This window comes from Niastella sp. OAS944, assembly GCA_024809215.1.
In the GTDB taxonomy this organism is placed as follows: Bacteria; Bacteroidota; Bacteroidia; order Chitinophagales; family Chitinophagaceae; genus Niastella.
In genome coordinates, this window is record JANUBW010000003.1 from 205,437 (window position 1) to 226,832 (window position 21,396).

Annotated in this window: 18 protein-coding genes; 9 read left to right on the forward strand and 9 right to left on the reverse strand. The window is 41.8% G+C overall.

Annotated features, from left to right (window positions below; genetic code table 11):
• Positions 1 to 32 precede the first annotated feature (32 nt).
• Complete coding sequence (locus GGD38_RS15420; RefSeq protein WP_375297140.1) at positions 33 to 842, reverse strand: helix-turn-helix domain-containing protein; 810 nt, start codon at positions 840 to 842, stop codon at positions 33 to 35.
• Between the two features lie 67 nt (positions 843 to 909).
• Between GGD38_RS15420 and GGD38_RS15425 the strand changes: the two genes are divergently transcribed.
• Positions 910 to 1,440, forward strand: a complete 531-nt coding sequence (locus tag GGD38_RS15425; protein WP_375297141.1) for a hypothetical protein — start codon at positions 910 to 912, stop codon at positions 1,438 to 1,440.
• 239 nt (positions 1,441 to 1,679) lie between these two features.
• Positions 1,680 to 4,220 (forward strand): phosphocholine-specific phospholipase C, encoded by a 2,541-nt coding sequence (locus tag GGD38_RS15430; RefSeq protein ID WP_375297142.1) that lies wholly within the window; start codon positions 1,680 to 1,682, stop codon positions 4,218 to 4,220.
• 69 nt (positions 4,221 to 4,289) lie between these two features.
• On the opposite strand, the gene GGD38_RS15435 is transcribed toward GGD38_RS15430, so the two are convergent.
• The 3 genes from GGD38_RS15435 to GGD38_RS15445 form a co-directional block, all read right to left on the reverse strand.
• Positions 4,290 to 4,631 carry a hypothetical protein gene (locus GGD38_RS15435; protein ID WP_375297143.1) on the reverse strand — a complete coding sequence of 114 codons (342 nt, stop codon included), beginning with the start codon at positions 4,629 to 4,631 and terminating at the stop codon, positions 4,290 to 4,292.
• 105 nt (positions 4,632 to 4,736) lie between these two features.
• Complete coding sequence (locus tag GGD38_RS15440) at positions 4,737 to 5,171, reverse strand: hypothetical protein (RefSeq protein WP_375297144.1); 435 nt, start codon at positions 5,169 to 5,171, stop codon at positions 4,737 to 4,739.
• 110 nt (positions 5,172 to 5,281) lie between these two features.
• Positions 5,282 to 5,782 carry a hypothetical protein gene (locus GGD38_RS15445; protein WP_375297145.1) on the reverse strand — a complete coding sequence of 167 codons (501 nt, stop codon included), beginning with the start codon at positions 5,780 to 5,782 and terminating at the stop codon, positions 5,282 to 5,284.
• A 769-nt stretch (positions 5,783 to 6,551) separates the two neighbouring features.
• Here GGD38_RS15445 and GGD38_RS15450 point away from each other — a divergent pair.
• Together GGD38_RS15450 and GGD38_RS15455 are read left to right on the forward strand one after the other, a co-directional pair.
• Positions 6,552 to 7,325: an alpha/beta hydrolase gene (locus GGD38_RS15450; protein ID WP_375297146.1), complete on the forward strand. Its 774-nt coding sequence runs from the start codon at positions 6,552 to 6,554 to the stop codon at positions 7,323 to 7,325.
• Between the two features lie 81 nt (positions 7,326 to 7,406).
• Complete coding sequence (locus tag GGD38_RS15455) at positions 7,407 to 7,754, forward strand: YciI family protein (RefSeq protein ID WP_375297147.1); 348 nt, start codon at positions 7,407 to 7,409, stop codon at positions 7,752 to 7,754.
• A 117-nt stretch (positions 7,755 to 7,871) separates the two neighbouring features.
• Here the strand turns inward: GGD38_RS15455 and GGD38_RS15460 are convergent, their stop codons facing one another.
• Complete coding sequence (locus tag GGD38_RS15460; protein ID WP_375297148.1) at positions 7,872 to 8,474, reverse strand: outer membrane beta-barrel protein; 603 nt, start codon at positions 8,472 to 8,474, stop codon at positions 7,872 to 7,874.
• 259 nt (positions 8,475 to 8,733) lie between these two features.
• Between GGD38_RS15460 and GGD38_RS15465 the strand changes: the two genes are divergently transcribed.
• Together GGD38_RS15465 and GGD38_RS15470 are read left to right on the forward strand one after the other, a co-directional pair.
• Positions 8,734 to 9,216 (forward strand): hypothetical protein, encoded by a 483-nt coding sequence (locus GGD38_RS15465; protein WP_375303842.1) that lies wholly within the window; start codon positions 8,734 to 8,736, stop codon positions 9,214 to 9,216.
• 26 nt (positions 9,217 to 9,242) lie between these two features.
• Positions 9,243 to 10,064 (forward strand): tetratricopeptide repeat protein, encoded by an 822-nt coding sequence (locus GGD38_RS15470; protein WP_375297150.1) that lies wholly within the window; start codon positions 9,243 to 9,245, stop codon positions 10,062 to 10,064.
• A gap of 20 nt (positions 10,065 to 10,084) precedes the next feature.
• Here GGD38_RS15470 and GGD38_RS15475 read toward each other — a convergent pair whose 3' ends face one another.
• On the reverse strand, positions 10,085 to 11,038 hold the full coding sequence (locus GGD38_RS15475; RefSeq protein ID WP_375297151.1) for a DUF2268 domain-containing putative Zn-dependent protease: 954 nt from the start codon (positions 11,036 to 11,038) through the stop codon (positions 10,085 to 10,087).
• A 113-nt stretch (positions 11,039 to 11,151) separates the two neighbouring features.
• Between GGD38_RS15475 and GGD38_RS15480 the strand changes: the two genes are divergently transcribed.
• Together GGD38_RS15480 and GGD38_RS15485 are read left to right on the forward strand one after the other, a co-directional pair.
• Positions 11,152 to 12,558 (forward strand): hypothetical protein, encoded by a 1,407-nt coding sequence (locus GGD38_RS15480; protein WP_375297152.1) that lies wholly within the window; start codon positions 11,152 to 11,154, stop codon positions 12,556 to 12,558.
• 122 nt (positions 12,559 to 12,680) lie between these two features.
• Positions 12,681 to 13,274, forward strand: a complete 594-nt coding sequence (locus GGD38_RS15485; RefSeq protein ID WP_375297153.1) for a YceI family protein — start codon at positions 12,681 to 12,683, stop codon at positions 13,272 to 13,274.
• 82 nt (positions 13,275 to 13,356) lie between these two features.
• On the opposite strand, the gene GGD38_RS15490 is transcribed toward GGD38_RS15485, so the two are convergent.
• On the reverse strand, positions 13,357 to 13,698 hold the full coding sequence (locus GGD38_RS15490; RefSeq protein WP_375297154.1) for a hypothetical protein: 342 nt from the start codon (positions 13,696 to 13,698) through the stop codon (positions 13,357 to 13,359).
• A 531-nt stretch (positions 13,699 to 14,229) separates the two neighbouring features.
• Positions 14,230 to 14,793, reverse strand: a complete 564-nt coding sequence (locus GGD38_RS15495) for a dihydrofolate reductase family protein (RefSeq protein WP_375297155.1) — start codon at positions 14,791 to 14,793, stop codon at positions 14,230 to 14,232.
• Between the two features lie 153 nt (positions 14,794 to 14,946).
• Between GGD38_RS15495 and GGD38_RS15500 the strand changes: the two genes are divergently transcribed.
• Complete coding sequence (locus GGD38_RS15500; RefSeq protein WP_375297156.1) at positions 14,947 to 16,215, forward strand: hypothetical protein; 1,269 nt, start codon at positions 14,947 to 14,949, stop codon at positions 16,213 to 16,215.
• A gap of 123 nt (positions 16,216 to 16,338) precedes the next feature.
• Here the strand turns inward: GGD38_RS15500 and GGD38_RS15505 are convergent, their stop codons facing one another.
• Positions 16,339 to 21,081 carry a DUF4979 domain-containing protein gene (locus GGD38_RS15505; RefSeq protein ID WP_375303843.1) on the reverse strand — a complete coding sequence of 1,581 codons (4,743 nt, stop codon included), beginning with the start codon at positions 21,079 to 21,081 and terminating at the stop codon, positions 16,339 to 16,341.
• Positions 21,082 to 21,396 lie beyond the last annotated feature (315 nt).

Genomic DNA, 21,396 nt, shown 5'->3' on the forward strand with positions numbered 1-21,396 from the left:
ACCCATAAAAGCGCAGGTAAAAAAAGGACAATTTAACGGCCATGATCAATCATTCTTTCCCCGGTAAATTTTATAGCCTCTTTATAAAAATGGCTCATATCATGATAACCATAAACCGCAGGATCGAATGCCTGCTTATTGGCCACAAAGGCGGTCAGTGCCGTTCGGCACCTCATTATTGAAAGATACTTTTTAGGGGTTATGCCAACCACTTTATTAAAATACCGGTTAATGGTTTTTGAGGACATAAACAACCGTTCGGCAAGTTCGTCAACATTATATTTCATGCTCCCACCTTCATACATGGCAATTGTTTTGGTCACCAGCTCAATATAATGGGTACGCGCTCTTTTTGTTTTTAGCTGATCAAGAAAGTGGTCTTCAAGTAACTTCTTCCTTTCGTAAAAACCACCGGCAACTTTAATACGCATAATTAAAGAGGCAGGAAGCACTTGCTGCAAAGGCACCAGCTTACCTGCCATTTGTGACTGGTCTACGCCTAAAACCGATTCCAGAGCACCGGGGTAGAACTTAACAGTAAATATATGATCGGCCGGTTGATTATATCTTTCGACAATGGTATCTCTGGTAAGGAGAATGTCATGGTTGCCAGGCACCAGAAAGTGTTTATTTCCGAGGGTAAGGTAGTATGATGTTCCCAAATTGATCCAGAAAGTAGGCGTAAGGCTGGCAAACATTTTAACTGTAAAGCAATCGTTACCGGCGAAGGCATGCGTTGCGTGGGGTGAAGATTCGGAAAAGAACTCAATATAGCTGGCCAGTTCTTCACATGGCGGGCTGAACTGATATATTTTTCTGATATTATCGAAGATCTCAACCATTCCTGTTTAACTTGTACAAGTTTAAGTCAATTTGCTTATTCAGGAAAATATTTGCATTTTACCACCAATGGCGTACCAGTTCAATATCAATCATACCCCCACCACTCCCGAAATTCTATACAGCAACAAGTGGAAAGCAACTGATTACTACATATTCTCAACAGACAGTGAATTATGGTGCCAGGCAAAGCTGTTGATCATCGACAAACAGGTCACCGACAAACCCGAAGAAGCGGTCGTATTCTTACTGCAACGGTATTTATTGGAATTTGAAATGTGGACTGAACAAATGCTGAACGACTTAACGCCCGAACAATTCACAGCAATGGTAAACCTCGACATTTGTGATTTCCCTGACACCGCTTTATATTACGATATTGAAGACTTTACTAAAAGTTATAACGAAATTTTGAGGGGTATGCAGGGCGAAGCAAGTTTAACCATCACTAAAAATGGAAGCAACGCGTCTACTTTCGATTTTCTTAGTGAACATGATGTAGTTGATGTTACCAGCCTCAACGACGCCTGGAACAACAGACAATATTTTATTGAAACCTGGACGGGCTGGGCTTTCTACACATGGTGCACCGGCGCATAAAAATTGCTACCGCATCTTCCGCTAATAAGATTGCTTCTGCCTGAGCCGGCGCAAACGATTGCTTCATTATTTTTTATATCAACCGCAACTCCCCGGTTGGTAATACCGTCATACCTCTTCAGCCAACTAATAATTAATATTAAATTAATATTTACGCCGGTCTTCAACTAGTACCATCTACCCCAAAATTCCGTCAATAGGTTAGAAAAAAAACATCATACCTCTCACACAAAATGAACATGGATACACGTAGGGAATTCCTAAAAAAATCATTGTTGCTCTCAGGCGCTGCAGGTTTGTCGCAAGTACTGCCCGCTTCCATTCAACGGGCACTGGCAATTGACCCGGCTGTTGGCAGCACCTTTCTCGATGCGGAGCATATTGTAATACTCATGCAGGAGAACCGCTCTTTTGATCATTGTTTTGGCACCCTGCAAGGTGTGCGCGGCTTTAATGATCCCCGTGCGCTTATGCTGCCCGATAAAAAACCGGTATGGTTGCAAACCAATGAAAAGGGCGAAACCTATGCACCTTTTCGTTTAGACATTAAAGATTCAAAAATAACCTGGATGGGCTCCCTGCCACACTCGCGCGCCAGCCAGGTAGACGCTAACAATAACGGCAAATACGACAAATGGCTTATTGCAAAAAGACCGGGCAATAAACAATATGCCCACCTGCCTTTAACGCTGGGCTATTATACACGCGAAGACCTTCCGTTTAACTATGCACTGGCAGATGCTTTTACCATTTGCGATCAGCACTTTTGTTCTGCCATGACCAGCACTACGCCCAACCGTTCATTTTTCTGGAATGGTAAGATCACCCATGAGGTAGATGGCCGCCCCAAAGCACATATTCGTAACGATGATTACAGTTATGCCAAACTACCCTGGACCACTTTTCCTGAATTGCTTGAAGAGAACAATATTCCATGGAAGTTCTACCAAAACGAATTAAGCTGCGGCGGTGGTTTTAAAGGCGAAGAAAGATCATGGCTGGCCAATTTTGGTTGTAACAACCTGGAGTTCTTTTCGGCTTTTAATGTAAAGTTCACCACCCGCTATGTGCAGGCCCTGCAAAACCTGATAGATACTTTGCCAGGCCAGATAGGCAAACTGGAAGAAGAAAGCCCTTCATCGGAAGAAGCTGCAAAAAACATAAAAGCAGCTGTAGCGAAGAAACAGGAGGCATTGGATAACGCCCGCTCCGAACTAAATAAATGGAAGAAAGAGAATTTTGATAAACTCACCGACAAGGAGAAACGCCTGTTTGAACGGGCTTTTGTAGTAAACAATGGCGACCCCGGTTACCGTAAATTAAGCAAGCTTAGTTATGATGATAATGGTACACAACGTGAGCTGGCCGTACCTGCCGGCGACCTGTTATACCAGTTCCGCAAAGATGTAAATGAAGGTAAGTTGCCTGCCGTATCGTGGCTGGCAGCGCCGCAAAATTTCAGCGACCATCCAAGCGCGCCCTGGTACGGCGCCTGGTATGTTTCGGAGATATTGGATATTCTTACCAAAAATCCGGAAGTATGGAAAAAGACCATCTTCATTGTTACCTACGATGAAAACGATGGATACTTCGATCATGCACAACCTTTTTATATTCCCGATGAAAAGCGTCCTGAAACCGGAAAAGTGTCAGCCGGCATCGACACTGAAGTAGAATATGTACGTTTGGAAAATGAACTGGCGCAGGGCGTGTCGAAAAAGGCAGCACGCGAAGCGCCTATTGGTTTAGGTTTTCGTGTACCCATGATCATTGCATCGCCCTGGAGCCGCGGCGGAAAAGTATGCTCACAGGTATTCGATCATACCTCTACACAACAATTCCTGGAAACATTCTTCGCCCAAAAACTAGGTAAAAAAATTCACCAGACGAATATCAGCGAATGGAGAAGAACCATCTGTGGCGATCTTACCGCTGCGTTCAGTCCATACAATGGTAATAAGATGGAAACGCTGCCCTTTTTGAACCGCAATAAATTTGTTGAAGAGATCTATAATGCCAAATTCAAACAAGAGCCCAAAGGCATTAAACAATTGACCGGGCAGCAGATCAACAACATTATTCAAACACCGGGCGCCATTGACCAGGTAATGTGGCAGGAGAAAGGTGTACGTGCATCGAGCGCGTTGCCTTACGAGTTGTATGCCGATGCAACTTACAACGCTCATAAAAATCAAATAGAGATAAAAATGACAGCCGGCAATAAAGCTTTTGGCAAACAGGCTGCCGGCTCACCATTTACCGTATACGCACCCGGTAAGTATACCGAAAAAGGAATACAGGACATTTCGCGCAATTGGGGTTTTGCCGTAAAAGCCGGCGACAGTCTTAACTATACCTGGCCGTTGGATGCATTTGAAAATAACCAGTATCATCTGCGCCTGTATGGGCCTAATGGTTTTTACCGCGAATTCAAAGGCGGCGCATCAGATCCTGAACTGGAAATAAACCTGGAGTATGAGCTGGATGCAAAAACACATAAGCCAACCGGTAATGTGATTTTACAGTTTGCCAATAAGAATGCACAAAAAGCTGTACAAATAACAATTAAAGACAACGGGTACAAAAAGAAAGACCTGGTACGCGAAATAGCAAAAGGCAGCAAGGATACCGTAGTTCTACCGCTAAAAGAAAGCCATGGCTGGTACGACCTCAGTGTAAAGGTCAATGGTGCCGAAGCATTTGAAAAACGATACGCCGGCAGGGTTGAAACAGGAAAAGAAAGTTTTAGTGATCCGGTGATGGGAAAAGTGATCTGGTAACCCTTTCATAATAAAAAGAGTCCCGACGGCAACGTCGGGACTTTATAATAAATCAATTAATACGGAATATTATACGCCGCTACGTATTCTAAGTCCATGAAGAAACTCGGCAATTCCGAGACCAATAACCCCAAAGCACACAACTATCAGCCCACCACCGGTAGCAATAAACGCTCCCCAGGTGATCAATACACCAACCACAAACAAAAAACTACCAGAGGCAATATGGGCGTTGGCACTTCGTTTCATTCGTTTATAATCACGCCGGCCGGCTTCTTCAATTTGCCGGGCCATTTCGGGTGTTAGCTTTCCTTTTTCTATTAAAGCTTCCCTAATTTGAATAGCGTTCCATTTTTGCTTATAAAGGCTGGAAGCTATTTGTACTAGCTTATCACGAACATGCTTTTCCAAAGGATTGAGATTTAGAATTAAAACCGAAAAATAATACCTGCTAACAGTATTTGCAAGTATCCATTATTTTTGACAGTTGCTGACCTATTTCTATTTATTACGGGATCATTTAAACCAATTAAGCGCCCGGGTTAAATAGTCGTCAAAATTTATATATTCTGCTATCACCTTGTTTTCATTATCGATGCCAAAAAGATGGCCGGGCTTACTTTTTAGGATCTCTATTATCCCTTTATCCAGATTGTACGTCTCAAAGATCCTGGTTATAATTGCCTGATCAGAACTCTCGATAGGATATTCAATAGAAACCTCACCGTCATCATGGCTGCCAATAGTCATTCTACCTTCTATTTCAATTTCGCAGTTATGAATGAAATAATCTGGATTATTTAAAAAGAAGTTATTGAAGTCGCCAATAGTTTTAAACCCATCAACTATTTTATTATCGAGGTATGGATTGTCCTTTGAATAAGCAACAATTTTGCACGAAAGCAATTGTGTGTCTCGTGGCAAAAGGGTTGTCGCTTGTAAAGTAGACATTTCGAGAAAATAAAAACTTTCCGTAAGTTCAGTGGGTCTATTGAAACCTAGCAGTTGAATGGTTAAATTATTATCTTCTAAATGCTGCATGTGTTGATTTAAGTGTTCCATTAATCCCGTAACCATTTTAACATTTGTGGATAAGCGGATTCACCAGGCTGGGCATTCCTGGGTTCAATGGTCATTTTACACCACTGCAACATAGGAGTGCCGAAAAAATGGCCGGCCTGAAAATTCTCAACAATGCTTTTGCCACTGCCCTTGTATCCCTGCTCGTGAAAAACAATATGCGGATCAATTTGCAAATATATACAGGCCGCATAAGACCAGGCAATGGCCATCATTTCTTCTGTTTCCCGCTCCTTACTTTCTATAATAGCTTCCTTACCCAATAATGAACGGCGATCGGCAGGCACAACAGCAATATGCCCCGCTTCGTGCAAAATATCACCAGGATACAGTAAGGCGTCTTTGTCAATCACAATACATCCCTGCTCTATAAGCAAGCCCGGTAAAAAACTGCCGTTCTCAATTTTTCTGAATGCGATGGAAATGCCGATGCTGTTAAGGAATTGAATGCATTTATCTAAAATTTGCTGGTCTTGCTGCATAGAAAGGTTGTTGGGGCAAAGCTCATAATTAAAGCTGACATTTGATCTTTAACCATATTGTATATGAGCACAAATATTTTCAACCCCGGCTTTGCAAGACGCTTTGCAGCCAATTTTCCCACCTGGAATCATTTGTATTTGAGAACAGTGAGATAGAAAAATACTATTATACAGAATAACCGGGCAGTATAAAACTGAAAGGGAAAAATCAGCCAGCCTTTTACAAAAGCTATTCTTCACTTTATTTAATGAATCATATCGTGCATTCACTAATTACAGTGAAAAACAGGATCCCTCAATTTAACAATCTCATTGACTTTCAATAATTTGATTAGTTGGCATTTCGTTGGCCTATTATGGTACAACAAACAATTAAAATAAAACTATGAAAATCGCTATCATTAAAGATTCCGGCGATAATAAATAGCCTAACGGCAATGACCAGCTATCTGTTGAAACGAAGATGACGGGTGTCAGCTTGCCGAGGCGGTTGTAATGGGAATGCACTTTCCACCTGTTCGTGCATTAGGATAACCCTACGCCGGCGTATTATCCTTACGAAAACCGGTCAACAACACGGCAAGTCAACAGGCAGCAGACTAACATTTCATTGTATTTTTTTTGAAAACAAATTGATTTATTCCTCCCGGCTACACCGGAACAGGAGTAAGCCGCGTCCCTATTCAAACGAATGCGTGAGCTTCTTGATCCTACCCAACCTCCCAAAGGAGGGAAAGGAAACACATCCTTAATCAATAAAACAAATTTTATGTTCACTAAAAAACTCAGTTCGTTAATACTTATAGTAGTATTTACAATAGTTTCACTACCCCAAATTGCAAGATCACAATCTGCTTCCAAAGGAATAAAGAATATAGTATTGGTTCACGGCGCCTTCGCCGATGGTTCAAGCTGGTCAAAGATCATTCCTGTACTTCAGGGCAAAGGGCTAAATGTAGTTGCCGTTCAAAACCCGCTCACTTCATTTGCCGATGATGTTGCTGCAACCAAACGGGCCATCGCTCAAATGGAAGGGCCCGTACTGCTGATAGGACATTCCTATGGCGGAATGGTGATCTCCGAAGCGGGCAAAGATGCAAAGGTGGCCGGATTGCTCTACGTAGCAGCCCTGGTTCCTGAAGATGGCCAAAATGTTAACGACGTTAATGCCGCTATGGCGCCAACGGCAGTTGGACCAGAGTTCCAGCTTAGCTCCGATGGCTTTTTGTCTCTGTCTCAAAAAGGGATCAACGAGTTTTTTGCACAGGACGCAACACCTGATGAAAGAAAAATAATACTTGTTACACAGGTACCCTGGGCTGCATCGGCCACCCAACAGAAAGTATATAGCCCAGCCTGGAAAACCAAACCATCATGGTCAATTGTTGCAGCAAAAGATGGAATGATAAATCCCGACCTGCAACGATTCAAGGCCAAACTCATAAAAGCAACCAGCATCGAACTTCAAACCGGCCATGTACCCATGGTCACAGACCCGAAAAAAGTAGCAGCATTTATTATTAGCGCAGCTGAAAAATTATAGTTGACTCCTTTCTAATAAATACACACGTACAACATTCAAAACAAAGTATCCATTTTTTTAAACCATAAAAATCAAATCAAAATGAACGAGTTTTTAATCGCAATCCACAGAGATCTTACAAGCAAACATCCAAGCCCTTCACCAGAGCAAATGAAAGAGGCAATGAAACCTTACCAGGATTGGATTGCAGGAATAGCGGCCCAGGAGAAATTAGTAGCTCCGCCTAAGCGATGGGATGTTGACGGCAGAGTTGTAAGTTCAGCAAAGAAAATACACAATGGCCCTTATGCTGAAGGCACGGTATCCATTGGTGGGTTATTTCTGATAAGAGCAAAAGATTATGACGAAGCAGTGGAAATTGCAAAAGGATGCCCCATCATCAAGTACGGAGCCATTGTTGAAGTACGAATGGCTGTTCCAACTGCGTAACGTTATTCTTAATAAGGATGCCCTTGGTACACCAGGGGCATTCGCTATTGGTTACCAGGCATAAAAAAGGTCCCAACGAAACCGTTGGGACCCTATTATTTCAAAGATTATGTCGGTTTATTTTTTGATTTTACCGCCGCCGATAACAAATCCGAGCTTGATGCCCATATAACCGTTCTTCATATCATTAGAGGTTTTTACACCTGAAGAGTTAACTGTTTCCATGGTAGTTTTAGGAACGATATTATATTCCAGTCCTACACGGAAGTGGGCAAGTTCAACACCAGCTCTAACCATTTCGCCAAATTTATTACTTGCTCCGGCAGAAGCGCTGCTGTTATCAACTGAAGCGGCCGCCAGGGAATAAATACCTAAACCAGCACCTGCAAACGGACGAACTGTGGTTTGGGTGAAATAATAATCACCGGTAAGCAAATAAGAGCCTGCTGCTTTTGCATCAACTTTTGCTGTACTTCCGGTGGCATCGGAAGTTCCGCGGGCCATAACTGCCAGTTCCCAGCGAAGACCAACCGAAACATTGGGGATAACCGCATACTTAGGTTCAACGACAAATAAAACGCCGCCTTTGGCGCCTTCTCCGCCCGGAATGGCATATCCCAAACTAACATCTACTTTGAAAGGTTTAAATACGTGCTCTTGCTGGGCTTTAGCAAAAACAGCTGATGCTAACATTAGGATACTGAGAGAGATCTTTTTCATGAAATATTGGGTTTTATGAGGCCCAAAATAGATGTCATTTTTTTTAAATACAAACAAAACGTATTAAAAAATTTATTGTGAGAACAAAACGATTTTTTATTCGTGTTTTTACGTAGCAATCTAACTACAAGAGGGCAGGTTATTGTTTTGTGTTAAATCATATCTTTCAGTATCTAATGATACCAGGTAACCCCGGTTTACAATTAATAAACACATGAGAACTTTAGCCAGGCCATGCTCAATTCATATACTAAACTGCTTGTTGCTCTTTTTAATATTAACAGCAGGCAATACTTTATCTGCACAAACCGACAGTTTTCCACCTAATACCGGCGATATAGCTTTTAATGCGTTGCTCGATGATCCAGGCTTTATTATTTGCAACCCCAATGAAGTATTTCAATATTATAATACCGGTTCGTACTATAAACAACATAAAAGAGAAATTGAACAGTATTTCAAACGCAATTATCGCCCGGCACAAACAGCCGAGCAAACTGGTTATTTAACCATACGTTTTATAATCAATTGTTCAGGTAAAACAGGGCGGTTTAGAATGTATGAGCTTGATGCCCATTACCAGCCTTATAAATTCAATGACAGTATTTGCAGCCAGTTAATGACACTAACAAAAGCCCTCAAAAACTGGCAACCGGCCGAATATAAGAACAAGATCTATGACAGCTATCAATATATAACCTTCAAACTAAAAAAAGGAGCCATTGAATGTGTGTTACCTTAATTAAAACCAACCTGTTGTTGCTTTTGATGTCAACGGTACTATGGTGCCGGGCACAAACCAATTGCCGGGTATTTACCGACAGCTGTCATATTAAAGCCTGCCTTTTATACAATGAAGCAAACTCCTTTGCGCAAGGCTCCCAAAAATCACAGCAATACTACGACAGCGCTATCAGGACCTGTCCAGATTATGCTGAAGCCTGGCGGGCCATCAGTATTCCTTATTTAAAACGCGGAGATTATTATACGTGGCGAAAATACCTCGATAAAGCAGTATTGCTGAAGCCCAGGTTGTTTTTGGGCATCAGAGGCTGGTGCCTGTTTAAATTTTTACGGGATTATGAAGGCGCCTTACATGACCTGCGCAGCTTTGACACGTTAACAGCTTTCCACCCATCCTATAGTGGCGATGGTAATTACCATTTATACATTGTTATGGCTATTTGCCATCGTGAGTTGGGAAATTATCAGCAGGCCTTTCATTATTTTTCGCTGGGTATTGACAGTATAGTAGCACAACAAGGTGAAAAGTGGGTTGGTTTATCAGACTATCTGCACCGGGCGGTAACAAAAATGAGAACAAAAGACTACGCCGGCGCTCTCTTAGACCTTGAACGGCAAATAAAACGATACGACAATTACGCCGAAATATATTATTACCAGGGGTTAATATTACAATTGATGCACCGCAACAAAGAAGCGCTTACAACTTTACAAAAAGCCCGGGCACTGGCTGGCACAGGCCATCATTTGAATGATATATATTGCGAAATGCCCGATGAGGTATTTATTGACGACATCGATATGGCTATTAAAGCAGCACAGGCCCCTATGAGGCCAAAGCGGTAATATAACATCAATAATAGTTGCTATTCCTTATAATACCCTGATGCCTGCAGGAACTGTTCAACTTTTTCCTGATCGGAGTAAGGAAGTTCGATAATGTCTTTGATAGCCTTCTTCTTATCGGTTGCGTTCTTGTAATACGATTTACAAATGGTATATCCCATAAAGTAACCCAAATCGCCCATTTCCTTTGCAGTAGATCCATTGTATATCCATTGACTATAATCTGTATTAAGCATTTCTTTTTTGAAAGCTACCTTAAGTTCTGCTTCATGTGCTTTCCCATATTGGAGATACGAATTTGTGAGGGTTGTTCCCAACGCGAGTTCGGTAATGAAATCACAGGCACCTTCATAAATAGATTGACCTAACAAGGTTTTTCCTTCTTCTTTCTGTTGGGTATGCACGTATTCATGCACTGTAACAGCTATAATATTACCGATATCCTGGGTTTTAAAATACCTTTCAATTCTTTTATTGGGAAACTCCGATACATCGATCAATGGGCTGCCGCCGGTTAATTCCATACCTATTAAAGCCGTATTACCTTCTGCAACACCTGCCGATCTAAGTGCACCTATCGTAAAATAGATTGTAGCATAGCGGTAATCGGGATAAACTCTTTTGAAACGCTCTACTGCAGCTAGTATTTCAGCCTGTTTTTGTTTTACCACCAGGGTGTTGGGGCGTATGGTCCTCCAGAATTTCGGGTACTGACGAATTGCCCGCGCCCATACTTCAGGCGTATATTTCCTCAATTTCATGAATAGCTTTAAGCCATCGGTGCCTTTATCGGTATACAGTTCTTTAATGTACTGTATCTGCCTTAGTGAGTCTGTAGTGGTTTGAACACTGTCATAGGCGATCCAGAAGCGATCGATATCTTCCATAAATACTTCCTGCCTGGTTTGCTGTGCGTAAGACATGGATGATAACAGTAAGCTAAATACAAAACAGCTCGTTTTCCTGAATTTCATAGTGCGACAGGTTTATTTTGAATATCGAATTTAAGAGGTAAGTGAACTTCTTCAAAATAAACACGAAATGACTAACATTTGAGATATTTAAATAACATATTATCTTTATTCCCATGATCCGTACCTTACTTTTCGTGGGTTTACTTTCCATGAGTATATTAATTGCATCATGCGGCCCCAGCCATTGTGTACAACCTTTAACCAAAACAGTTATAGAAACCCTGAAATATTTAAAAAAGGAAGTCAGCAGTACCATTAAAATTACCGCTAAAAAAGTTCAGTGTAATGAAGTAGATGTTCAGATTGGCAATAAGATCATCGATAGCCTGAATGAAACCATAAACCAATTTGATTCCCTGACTGCAATTTCCGTTCATCTTCATAAATCCGGTACCAAGGAAGAGATCCTCACGTTTGCCGAACGTACCAACGTGGTCATTCAAAAAGCACTGACCAACATTAAAACGTTGTGCGACCTGTACGATATTTCAACATCTTCACAGTTTGAAACGGCCATATTCTTCCCTGCAGATAGTTTTAATATTCCTGCTGAAAAAACAGATGATGCTAAAAAAGTAATGGAACCGGTTGCACAACGCATTGTCAGGTTCTTTGCCGAGCACCCGCGTCAAAAATTTGAGGCTGTTATCGTATGTTCCGGCTCGCTTAACGATCAGCAGCAGAATATTAAGTTGAGTGAACGAAGGGCACGTGCCGTTGCCAACCTGCTGATTAAACAGATCAAATTGAATGAGGAGTTTATTCCAAAGCCGCAATTGGTGAACTATCACATTCAATGGGTAGCTCAACGAGAAGAGGCGCCTGGCCGCCGCAAAAGAAAACGTCATAAAATTAAAGATCAGCGCCGCAATACAGTATCGCTCACCTGGAACCTGCTGCCAGCGTCAATATATACCGAACAATCCACAATAAGCACCATGAGCCAGATAAATAAAAGAGCAAATATAGAAGAGGTGTACGTACATTTTTTCGGCAAAGTACTGGAGCCCAAAATGAAATTACCAACCGAATTACCTTACAATTCAAAAAACAAAGTTCCATTTGAAGTTGAATTTAACAGCAGTTGGAAAATAAGTCATGAATGTAAAAACTGCTTCCGGAACGTTTCGTTTGGAGAGGATTATGAAACGCACGCTGCAGCATACACAAAGTTCAATAACATGGACTCAAGGAATTACAAGACAGAATTCCTAAATAATATCGTTCAATTATTTAAGAATTTGGAATTAAGAGCCGTAAATAGCGTGTACTATATTAACAGCCTGAATTTTGAATACGTATCTGATCTGCAGCGCATGACCTCTTTGTCACCCATCCTGTACCATTGCCCCCATTGTAAAACAGAATATCTGGCAAGATTTGGAATTGGAGTTCCTCAGGCGCCCGAAAAAGGCAATCCCATGGGATATACCGGTAATATCTTTGTTGATGAAATTATTCAAATAGAAACAGCAAACGATAAAGGCTTTGCGGGGTTGTTGGAAGAAAATAAAATTTGACGCTGTTTTCAAGCACTTGCCGGGCTGACAGTTATCAGCTATATACCAACCAAGGTCATGCGTATAGCAGAAGAGGTAAAATAGTTTTGTGATGGAAATCATAAGTAACAAAATTTACTCTAATGAAAACTTCATCACGCATTACCCATTTATTCCTCACTTTGCTATTATTGTTTACCTTATCAATTGCCCACGCCCAAACAAAGTATGAATCCATTGGCGGTGTAAAGCTTGTTATTACAGGAACTTCCAATGTTCATGACTGGGATATGAAATCTGATCAGGGGTATTGTTCCAGTTTGTTCTATGTTACCAGCACTGGCAAGTTGAACGGTGTATCAAATATCAGTTTTACAGTGCCTGCCGAAAGCCTGAAAAGCTTCAACACGTATATGGATAAGCATGCCTACGAAGCGCTCAAAACTGACAAATACAATAACATCAGTTTTACGGCCTCCTCTATACATATAAAACCTAATGGCGTAACCGGGTATTTGTTAACAGCCAAAGGAAAGCTTACCATTTCGAGTGTTACAAAAGACGTGGTGGTTACAGCCACTGGTCATTTGAAAGCTGATAAAAGCATCAGTTATACCGGTGCGCTGAAATTAAAAATGACTGACTATAATGTACAACCACCGGGAATTATGCAGGACGCTGTAAAAGCCGGTGAATTTGTAACTGTAAAATTTGACCTGCTTTTAAGATCCATATAAAAAACCAATCAGTCGTACACAAAAAAGCCCTTATAAAATCATGATTTTATAAGGGCTTTGAATTTATAAAGTATCTGTTTTGTTAATGCCAGTCGTGTTTACAGTACCTGCATTGCTTTGCTTTTGGGGTTCTTGTTAACTTTCCACATTTAGGGCAATTGTTAATTATCGTATCTCCTGAATCCTTTAGAAGTCGTTCAGCGATCCTGATCTCCAACCTTTCTTTACCCATTTCGACAAGCTGATTGGTTTTCTCGTCTGCAAATCCATACATAGCTTCAATTTTAGGTTCAACTAAAGCTAACTTCCTATCAGTTTCTTCACCATACTTTGTAAGTCCAATGCGAGTTAATGCCCTAATTTCTTCGGGCAACATCCAGGCCCTGCAATGTTCCAGTAAATATTTCTTTAACTCTGCTGTCATTTTAATGAATTGGGGATACTAATATATGTAAAAGTGCCCGGTGATACTGTAAATTTGATATCAGGTATAAATAAGCCCGAGGACGCTAATACAATTTACTAACCATGAAAGTTCAGTGTAAGAATTGTTTGCAAAATGAAGTGATAGATATCCCCGATTTCAAACAGGCTGAAAAAATAGAATTACACGAATTGAATTTGACCTCGCCTCTTCAAACTGTAAGGCTTCTTATGGACAAATTTAAAATTAAGCATATTGATGCGAAATACATTGTAACCCATATTAACAAGGTTTATGGGCATTGTAATCGTTGCAGCTATCACAGTCTTGATGAAGAATATATTAAATATCCCAAGTGTGGCGCCTTAAATTTTAATTGGAAAACAAAGTAAGCGGATGAATTTTATTTGGTGTTTGCAGTAATTGCCCATGGAGCCATCCCGATGGTAAGTAACTACTCTATGCCAGCAGAGGGGACGTTTATTTGGTTTCGATCGAGGTGATTAAAAAACTGCGGTGAGGATAGATATTTTATTTCCTGATTTCATAACACAGCTCCACCATTCCGCTTTTGTATGCCGTTACGTCTTTCAGGTGCAACGCCTGTTCGTGTCCTATATGGTCAAAAAACAACGTTCCATCGCCCAAAATAATTGGCATGACTGACAACCTTATTTCATCCGCTAATTTTAAAAGAATGAACTTTTTGGCAAGCATAGCTCCACCAACGAGCCAAACATTTTTATATTTTTGTTTCAGCTGTTCATTCACAAGTTTGTTGAGATCGCCCGAATAAATCTCAATGTTTTGTCTTTCTATTGGCAGGTTTCTGTGAGTTACTACAATTGTCGGCACGTCGCCATAAGCCCACCCATACAATTTTGAAAGTTCCAGAGCGTGTTCGTACGTATGGGCCCCCATTATATAGCAATCTATTTTTTTAAGAAACTCCTCTGTGTCTTGTTCGGTAATTCCTATTCCTTTCTCGTAATAGTCTGATGTCTCAAACCATGAAATGCTATTATCTTTTTTGGCAATAATTCCGTCAAGACTTGAAACCATATGTATGGTTACTTTAAAGGTATTTGTGGTCATCTCTCGTTTGATGATTCATACCTAGTAATTTATCTATATCCAGTCAAATAAAAAACGTGAAAAACACCTTTGTTTGCTTCAAGCCATATGTTTAATCTCGAGTAATGAAGAGTTTCAAATCCAATTGGCATTTTCAATAACTAAACCGCAGTTATGAAAAAACATATAACATTATTTTTTTTGCTGATATCCATAGAAGGGTTGGCTCAAAAAGATAAATCCCTAACCGTAAGTTTTGAAAAATTGAAGGATACAATTCACACGAGTTCGTCACAATCCTATTATATATCCAAAATCAAAATTCCCAAACAAACAGTTTTCTCAAACCCCACAATCTTTTTTTCTGTTGACCTTGATAAGACTAATGTTAAGGATTTGATGTTGCCCGCCGAATTAACTCATAAAATAACAGACACTTCAAAGGATTCAGAGGTGACCTTTAAAGTGGCTTTTACCAGGGACACCAAGAATGACAGAACCTTAGTATTTCGAGTAAAAGCTAAAGATGAAAAAGGAAATGATATTAGACTGACTGACGATAAATCGACAACTACTGAAATTTATGTAAAACCTTTTGGAGAGTTGGAAAACAATGATAATGAATACTGGTTTTTTGTGGGGACTAATGTTGACCTGGTCGATGGTGTAAAAGCCAAAGATCTTTATTTCAGAGGATCTTTTTTGATACCCTTGAGTAATAATGAACCGCGTAAACATCAATTTTACATTACGTTTGAAAAAAATAGATTCTTTAGAGAGAGGGATTCTTTATATAGAATTCCTTTTTCAGATATAGTTTTTAAACCTGGACAACCCGATTCAATAACTATTGCCAGAGGGCAATACAATTCGTTTAGGGAAATAGTAACGGAAAATCTCGGATTTAGCTTTAGCTACCTCCGAAACTTAATGAAGCCAAATAATAATTATAACTTTTATGCTATGGCAGGCTTCTATATCGATTATCAAACTAATACCTATAACTACACCAATCACAGTATTCTATCAGACACATCTACCCACTTAAGAAAGAGAGACAGTTCCTATATTTTCCGCCCTTTGCTCACAAAAGATCGAACAAACTCATGGAACTCTAATTTATATCTCGGATATATGTACATTCATTCAGGCTCATCTGTAAACCTTAAGACATTTCTTCAAAGTGGCCTTAATATTCTACGCTATCCCTCATCCCGTATAAAAACGAGTACAACTGACATGACTAAATATAGTACGAGCATGAATTGGTATATCCGGTTTCATATTGACGCCACTTTGGTTGAAAGCCCTGGCGTATCATTAGGCGGTGAAGTGTATTTAAGAGCAGGCGAAATACCTTTATTTAATTTTACGCTAACAAAAGTTATTGACTATAGGCAGATTAAAACATTGTTTTCAAAGACACCTTCCCAATCAAACTGACCTGTTGCCCGAAAGCCGACAGACCGTAAAAGGTTGTCAGACCTGATATTTAACAACAAAAAACCCGCCTATACAGCGGGTCTTTTATTTAACAAGTGTAGCTCCGAAAGGAAGCTATTGGATTTAGTGTTTGATAATTCGTTTTGTTGTCACCGTATTTCCGTTGCGCACCTGAACCTCGTAAATACCGGTTGCCAGTGATTGCAAAGAAATAGTTTGGGTAGAAGCGGTGATGCTGCGTGAAAGTAACAGGTTGCCATTGAGGCTATAAACCTGTACCAGTGCACCAGGAACCACGCTACTTACCTGAATATTCAACTGATCTTTTGTTGGGTTCGGGAACAGAACGATGTTGCCAGCCGCAGCATTACCTTTTGTATTCTCCATTACCTGCGTAGTGGTATTGGTAGCCACACGTGCCAGTTGCTCAGCAGTTGGTTCTGTACCGAAGATCAATTGTCCTTTGTAATAAACGGTTATATGATCATTCACCGCCAATGCCGCAGGCGCTTTATATGAGTAGTCGTTAGCAAACGTAAAGTTCGACCAATCGGATTTTGCTATGCGGTATTGAATAGTACCGGTATTGCCTGCAGGGTACAGGTTACCCAGCGTTGGCCTGATCCTGATCTCGAAGTACTTATCGGCACCGGTTGCTGCAGGAGTTACCTCATTGAAGCTGGTGATGATATTGCTATTGCCCAGTTTCGCATAGTCTACCCATGAATTAAGTGCAGCAGTACCATCGGCTGTAAACCAGTAACGAACGCTCAGGTCGCCATACGCTACGGGTATATTGCCTTCGTTGTTAATGGTAAGCTCGGTACTGATGGAATTATTGCCTCCGTGTTTAGAAGATGAATAAACTTTCACCTTCACCTCAGGTGTTACGGCTGCAGGTTCTTCACCCCATACCAATTGGCCATTACGGTACAACGTAATGTGGCTGTTGTTTGCATAATCTTTGTTATACACGTATGAATAGTCATCAGTTTCGTTGAAGTTTACCCAGTCGGTATTGGCAAACCGTGACTGAATTACACCGGAATTAGCACCAGCAACCAGGTTGCCCGCAGATTTATCGAAACTGTATTCGATATAACCATAAGCACCGGCGCGTGGGGCATCCAGCTGCACATATTTCATTTTCACTTTGCTGTTACCCAGTTGTGCATAATCTATCCAGGTATTGATGCCGGCAAAGTTCTCTGCAGTAAACCAGTAACGGGCAGTTAACTCACCATAAGGTATAGTAGCAGTACCGTTATTTTCCAGTTTCAGATAAGGATTGATGCTGTTATTAGCAGTTTTCCCTTTGTCGCCATCAAGCGATTGTACAGCTATTTTCAACGGAGCAATGGTGAGCGTGCGAGCAACCGGTTCAGCAGGCAGGTAATTTGAGTCACCCAATTGAGAAGCGGTAATGATCACAGTACCATCGCGATTAACCTTAACCACGCCATTAACAATGGTAGCGATGGTTGAATCGGAACTGGTATAGGTAACAGGCAAACCAGAGGTAGCTGTTGCATTGAGTACAATAGCTGCTGTATCGCCTAATAGAACAGCCGGAATAGGATCGAAGCTGATGCTTTGTGCCATCCGGTTTATCGTCAACGTACGCGAAACAGGTGCAGCAGGCAGGTATGCCGAATCACCTGTTTGCGAAGCGGTGATCATTACTGTACCAGCACGTTTAGGTATTACTACACCATTCAAAATAGTGGCGATAGCAGAATCGGAAACGGCATAGCTAACCGGCAGGTTTGAGCTGGCGGTAGCATTCAGCACGATTGGAGTTGTATCGCCCAATGTAACTGCAGCCAGCGAATCAAAGCTGATGCTTTGCTCTATATGGGGTAAAGTATTCTTCAGATCTTCAATAGATTTTACTGTTTTCACCCACTCTATCGCATAGCTGGCTTCACCAGAAGTAACATCAGCTACTTTGAACTGGAATGTAGTGAGTTTAGTACCTCTGTCCTGCAGCAGTTTGGTAGCAGCAGCACCGAAAGTACCTTTGGTAAGGTCATAGTAATAGATATCATCGCCTACGATGCCAGTCCACTTATTAGAGCCATTGCCAAAAGCACCCAGGTTGGTATCGAATGTGATATTGGCTACCTGTGGTTTTTTAACGCGGATGGCTACGATGGGATAATTGTTTGGTAACAATTTGGCGCCGGCGGTCCTCTTTGCATCGCCACGGCCTTTACCGTTCGATTGGGTAACAAGGGCAACTACCAGTTTACCATCCTGAACAGTTGCTACTGAACCACTGGTTGCAGCAGCCCAGCCATCGTTGGTACCAATGAAGTTGTCATCTATTAAACCGCTGATGGTATCCTTAATGATGAGCGTACGGGCAACAGGCGTTGCAGGCTCATAAGTTGTATTACCAGATTGTGAGGCGGTGATGATCACAGTACCATCGCTCTTAACAACTACCGTATTGTTAACAATAGTAGCAATTGTAGTATCAGAAATGGTATAGGTAACCGGCAGGCCCGAGCTGGCAGTAGCCTTCAGCACAAGAGCTGTGGTATCGCCCAGTATCTTCACTGGCAGTGAATCGAAAATGATGCTTTGCGGAGTAAGCGGAGCCGGTTCCTGCAAATCAGCAACTGTTTTCACTGTTTTTATCCAATCTATTGCATAGCTGGTTTCACCGGAACTAATATCCGCTACTTTAAACTGGAAGGTAGTTAACAGGGTCGATTTATCCTTGCTCAGCATGGTGGGCGTTGCGCCGAATCCTCCTTTAGTAAGATCGTAATAATAAATATCATCACCTACTTTGCCAGTCCACTTATTGGCACCATTTCCAAACGAACCCAGGTTGGTATCGAATGTGATATTACCTGCCGTTGGCTTTTTGAACTTGATGGCAAAGATGGGATAGTTGCCAGGATGCAATGTGGCGCCTGCTGTTCTCTTTGCATCGCCACGGCCTTTACCGTTCGATTGAGTAACCAGGGTAACTACCAGTTTACCATCCACTACACTGGCTGTTGAACCAGATGTAACTGCGGCCCAGCCATCGGCTGTAGAAGTAAAGTTATCCTTAATTAAACCAATAGTGGTATCAACCGGCGCTACAATGCTATCGCCGGGATAACCGGGAGCGCTATTCAGGTAGAAGAACAAAGAGCCATAACCCGGATTGTCTGCACCGGCAGGCGCTCCTTCTGGCCCCATAGCAGTCATTACCTGCAATGTCCAGGGCATTTGCAGTCCCTTGCGAACAACATAATGGTTATACGCAATTTCAAATACAGATCTAAACTGACCGCGACCATTTTCAGAAATAGCTTCGGGTGTGTAATCGCTGTAGTTCTTTTCGCAATAATCGTAGGCTGTTTGGTAATCTACGGTATTGCCTAAGTTAAATTTCGCGGTATACTCATAGCCACGCATAATGGCATTACCAGAAGCAGAGTAAAGATCGATACCCTGCTTAACGCCCATTTCAGCCAGTTCGGCCATTGAGCCCAATGCCAGCATTACGTGTGGCTGGTCGCGGTTGCTTTCCTGCAACTGACCAGCAGCAGTCAATACATAATTATCGATACTGCCATTGCCTTCGCCATGGTAAAAGTAGGTTACTACCCGGTTGAACATGTCGGTATCATTGCTGTAGATAGCAATTGCCATCAATGCCTTCATACAAATGATATCCCAGTTACCATGTGAGCAGGGTTTAAAGTTCTGCAGCACGGGATAAAATACATTCTTAAGCATGGTTGCGCATTGCTGTTGCTTTTCCACCGGCCATGCTGCATATGTAGCGCGCATAAGCTCGGCAGCATTGGCCAGCATAAAGCCGTACAGGCCGTTCAGTTCTGCATCAACACCGGTAATACCGGTAGTGGTAGCTGCATAAGCATCTATTATTTCGATAGATTTTTTGGCATGCGCTTCATTACCTGTGATGTTATACATGAGCGCATTGTAATAAGCTGCCAGAAAATCGGCTTCCACGCCATTTTTTATTGTACCGCCGCCTACACCGTTCACTGTAACGCTGGCGTCGCGGGTAAGTTGCTGGTAAGGTCCTGCCATTGTGTAAGAAGCAGAAGACCGGGTTGAACTTTGCAGCAACTGATAACTTTGATAAGGACGGCCAAATTTGTTTGCCACAGCTGCTTTTATCCTTGCCAGGTCGCCCGTGTTGTGCAATAATCCCGGATGTACAAAGGTTCCGGTGAAAGAAAACGAAGGTGGATTGTTAACGCCTACATACGCACGCAGCTCGTCGGCCGATGTAAAGGTTTTAACCCAGTCTACCTCATATTGAATATCATTCGCAGCAACTTCTGTGGAACTTAACACCACATCGGCTATTTTAAATGTGAATGATGTAAGGGTAGTAGCGCTGCCTTCAGCCAATGTAGTAGTTCCCAGGGTACCTTTAGAAAGGTCCCAGTAATAAACATTGCCAGTAGCCGAAGCTATTTTGGTGGCATTGTTATTGGTACCATTGAATGACCCCAGGTTGGTATCGAAGAAATAGTTACACCGGGGCGGTTTGTTGAACTTGATGGCTACAATAGGATAGGCGCTACGGTTGAAGGTTACGCCGCCTGTTTTTTGAAAATCGCCGCGGTATTTGCCGCTTGACTGCAGGGCCATCGTTACCACAAAACGGCCATTTACAATTTGTCCGGTAGAACCGGAGGTAGCCGCTTTCCAGTTATTGGTGCTGCCGGTTGAGAAATCATCATTCAGCAACCCGGTTTGGGCCCATGATCGCTGCACAAAAAGCATGAGCACAAAAAGCAACGTTGTTGTTCTCATCTTCATGGCAGCAGATCGCAGCCATTTCTGCTTCAACAGAAGCTCATTACTCATAAGGGTAATCTTCATGTTTGTACGGTTTGGATTTTTCATTGGTTCAGAAATAATACTTGTGTATTGGTATATAGGGGGTTCTATAGATTTATGCTGTCAGCAAGACCTGCTTGTGGGTGATTGGTATTCATTGGTATGCAAGAGTTGACGCCCGGCAGTTGGGCATAGCCGATGAGTTTTTGCTGGTAACGGTTGAAAGTTGGTTATTCCACATGACGCTGCTGGATTCTGTTATCACTTAAAGCTTGTTCAGGTTCAGCAACAGGCAATACTTTTCCAATTGATCACCAGAGGCAATTGCCCATAGTGATCATGCCACCTTTTTGCAAT